This window comes from Methylobacterium crusticola (assembly GCF_003574465.1).
GTDB classification, from domain to species: Bacteria; Pseudomonadota; Alphaproteobacteria; order Rhizobiales; family Beijerinckiaceae; genus Methylobacterium; species Methylobacterium crusticola.
Genome location: NZ_QOWC01000380.1, coordinates 1 through 3,520 on the forward strand (window position 1 = coordinate 1; position 3,520 = coordinate 3,520).

Below are 3,520 nucleotides of genomic sequence, written 5' to 3' on the forward strand. Positions count from 1 at the left end.
GACGCGCGCGGAACGCCCGCGCCCGGTGCCGGCCCGACACCCGGCGCCGGCACCGCGGCCGGGGCCGGCACGAAGCCCGGGGACGCGCGCGCGTCGAAGGACCTCGGCGGCAGCCGCATGGCGGGCCTCGAGGCCCGCCGGGCGCTCCAGGAGGCCCGGCCGCCCGGAACCCCGGCGGCGCCCGAGGTGCCGGCTCGCGACGCGCTGCGCCGCGACACGCAGGCCGAGCTCGGGCGGATCGGCTGCACCGACGAGAGGGCCGACCGGGGGTGGGGCCTGGGAGCGCAGCGCGCCCTCGCCCGCTACGCGCAGCGCGCCAGGCTCTCGCCCGTTCCCCGCGAGGCGACGCCGGATCTCCTCAAGGCCCTGCGGGCCCGACCGGCGGGCTTCTGCCCGCTCGACTGCCCGGCCGGCACCCGCCCGGGCCGGCGCGCCTGCCTCGCCGCCGGGACGCCCGCCCCGGAGCCGAGGGGGAGCGCGCGCCGGGCGAGGCCGGAGCTGCGGGAGGAGCCGGCGCCGCGCCGCCGGGCGGCCCGGCCGGTGCGCGAGCGCTGGGAGGCGGAGCAGGAATGGTTCCGGCCCTCGCGGGAGGACGGCCGGCCGTGGCCGCCGGCGTTCCAGCCGCCCCTCCAGCCGTCGTTCCCGTCCCCGCTCATGGGCCTGGGCTTCTAGATCCGCGCCCCGGCCGGGACGGCCACGGCCCTCAGGTCCCGGCTCGGTCGCGGCGCCGGACGAGCCGGCGTCCACGCCGCCGCCCACCGCACTCGGCCGCCGCCGGTGCGCCCCGGGGCGGCAGGCCCGGGCCGGGGCTCCGGGTCCGCGGCCGGGGGGAGCCGCGGGATCCGCCGCCCCTGTGGTCCGGCGGTGACAGGCGCCGGGCCTCCGACGCGCTAAGCTCGCGGTTTGACCCTGGAGGCCCTCATGCCGATCCGCCCCACCGCCGATCCGCAGCGGACGCCGCCCGAGCGCCGGCCCCCGGCGATCGCGCACGACCCGTACTTCCCCCCGCGGGCGGAGCGCGCGGCGGGCGGCCCGTCCCGCCGGCCCGACCGCGTCGCGCACGTGCACTTCGACCCGCATTTCCCGGTGCGCCCGAAGACCTCGGCCTGAGCCGGGCGGCCCGGCGCCTCACGCCTCGGGCCGCGGCGCCAGGACGGCGAGCCGCAGCGAGACCGCGAGGGCGACGAGGTAGAGCGCCCCGACGAAGCCCGCGACGCCGGGCCAGCCGGCATGGGCGAAGAACCAGCCTCCGGCAGTGCCGAGCACCGACGAGCCGAGATAGTACATGAACAGGTAGATCGAGGAGGCCTGGGCCCGGTCGCGCACCGCCCGGCGCCCGACCCAGCTGCTCGCCACCGAGTGGGCGCCGAAGAACCCGACCGTCGCCACCACGATCCCGGCGATGATGACGATCAGGCTGTCGGCGGTGGTGAGCGCGATGCCGGCCAGGCCCACCACGATGGCGAGCCACAGCACCTTGCGCCGCCCGAACAGCCCGGCGGCGTGCCCGACCGTGGTCGAGGAGGCGGTGCCGGCGAGGTAGACGACGAAGATCGCCCCGATGGCGGTCTGGCTCAGGGAGTAGGGCGGCGCCAGGAGGCGGAAGCCGATGTAGTTGTAGAGCGTGACGAAGCCTCCCATGAGCAGGAAGGCCTCGGCGAAGAGCCAGGGCAGGCCGGCATCGCGGAAATGCCCCAGGAAGGTGCCGGGCACCGTCCGCCAGGGCAGCGGGTGGGGCGTGAAGCGCGACGAGGCCGGCAGGCTGAGCCGGAACGCGAAGGCCGCCGCGAGGGCGAGCACGCCGATCACCCCGAGGGCGGCCCGCCAGCCATAGAGGTCGGTGAGCGCGCCGCTGATGAGCCGCCCGGCCATGCCGCCGAGGGAGTTGCCGCTCACCAGGAGCCCCATGGCGAGCCCGATGGCGCGGCCGTGCATCTCCTCGCTGAGATAGGCCATCGCCACGGCGGGCACCCCGCTCATGGCGAGCCCGGCGAGCGCCCGCATGACGAGGAAGCTGTGCCAGGTCGGCATCAGGGCGGCCACCAGGGTGAGGAGCGCGGAGGCGAACAGCGACGCCACCATCACGGGCTTGCGGCCCCAGACCTCCGAGAGCGGGCTGACCACCAGGAGCGCGACGGCGAGGAGCCCGGTCGACAGGGACAGGGACAGGCTGCTCGCGGCCGGGCCGACGCCGAACTCCTCCGCGAAGACCGGCAGCAGGGGCTGCACGGCGTAGAGCACCGCGAAGGTGGAGAAGCCGGCCGCCGCCAGGGCCAGGGCGGTGCGGCGGAAGGCCGGCGTGCCGATCTCGATGCTGCCGTCGCTCACCTGCACTGCCCCGCTCCCCGTTTCCCTCCCCGGACCTGACGCACCGGGCCCGGCGGGTCAACGGAGGGCCGGACCGGGAGGCCTGCGGGGCGTGCAGGGCTCGCGGGTGGTCCCGGCGGCGGCCCGGCCCCGCCGGGGAGGGGGCCCCGCGCGGGCGCCCGGGCCGTCAGGGGCGCTGCGCCTGCTCCTGCTGGATCAGCGGGGTGATGCGCCGCACCGTCACCCGGCGATTCTCGCGGGACGCGCCTTCGGTGTTCACCTTCAGGGCCTGCTCGCCGTAGCCCTGGGTGGTCAGGTTCTCCGGCGGGACCCGGAAGTCCCGGGTCAGCACCGCCGCCACCGACTGGGCCCGCCGGTCGGAGAGCGAGAGGTTGTCGACGTCGCTGCCGACCGCGTCGGTGTGGCCCTCGATCAGGAAGACCTCCCGCGGGTCGCGCTGGATCGCCCGGCCGATCGCCGTCGCAACGACCGCGAGGCGCCGGGCCTGGTCGGGAGCCACGTCCCAGGACGCGGTGTCGAACGTGATGGTGTCGATGTCGACGCTGCGCATGCGGGCCCTCAGGGTCGGGCTGTCGCGCACCTCGTCGAGCGTGTAGCGCCGCTCGAGCGGCGCCACCGGCGGGGCCGTCAGGGCCTCGTAGATCGCACCCTCGTCGGCCCGCTCGGCCTCCACCACGTAGCGGTCGCGGGGGATGCGGATCTCGGGGGGCGGCAGCACCACCACGGCGCGCGACGACGGCCGGCCCCGGCCCCCGTCGGTGTTGTCGATCAGCACCACCTCGCGCCCGTCCCGGCCGCGCCGCGAGCGGCGCAGCAGGCGGCCGTCGTCGTCCACCACCGTGAGGACCTGGTCGCCGCCGGGCCGCTCGATGATCGTGACGGTGTCGCGCCCGCGCCGCTCGGTCCGGGCGTCGCGGTCGAGCTCGCGGAAGCGCTCGGTCTCGTCGTGCCGGATGTAGGTGCGGCCGCCGTCGCGCACGATCACCCGGCCGGGCTCGCGGATGTAGGTGCGGCCGTCCTCGTCGTACGCCCGGCGGGCCCGGCGCACCTCGTCGTAGCTGCGCACGTCGACGTCGCCGCGGCGAAAGCCCCCCGGCACGGAATCGGGCGCATCGCCGCGGTCGCCGCCCGGGAGCGCGCCGCGCTCCCCGCGCGCCGGGGCGCCGGGCGGACGGCCCGGCGCCGGCGGCAC

At 77.6% G+C, this 3,520-nt stretch carries 2 protein-coding genes and 2 pseudogenes; 2 read left to right on the forward strand and 2 right to left on the reverse strand.

Annotated features, from left to right (window positions below; translation table 11 throughout):
* Together DT057_RS35815 and DT057_RS34310 are read left to right on the forward strand one after the other, a co-directional pair.
* A pseudogene (locus DT057_RS35815) lies at positions 1–672 on the forward strand (hypothetical protein); the annotation flags it as partial.
* A gap of 249 nt (positions 673–921) precedes the next feature.
* Positions 922–1,110, forward strand: coding sequence for a hypothetical protein (locus tag DT057_RS34310; protein WP_128566473.1), 189 nt, complete (start codon positions 922–924; stop codon positions 1,108–1,110).
* An 18-nt stretch (positions 1,111–1,128) separates the two neighbouring features.
* Here DT057_RS34310 and DT057_RS34315 read toward each other — a convergent pair whose 3' ends face one another.
* The gene (locus DT057_RS34315; RefSeq protein ID WP_203236460.1) at positions 1,129–2,334 is read right to left on the reverse strand and encodes an MFS transporter; all 1,206 of its coding nucleotides are present in this window, start codon (positions 2,332–2,334) and stop codon (positions 1,129–1,131) included.
* Between the two features lie 163 nt (positions 2,335–2,497).
* Positions 2,498–3,520, reverse strand: a pseudogene (locus DT057_RS34320) (OmpA family protein); the annotation flags it as partial.

What these genes read in the sequence shown, in the direction of transcription:
- DT057_RS34310 (WP_128566473.1), top strand. Translation starts at nt 922, where the DNA reads ATGCCGATCCGCCCCACCGCCGATCCGCAGCGGACGCCGCCCGAGCGC.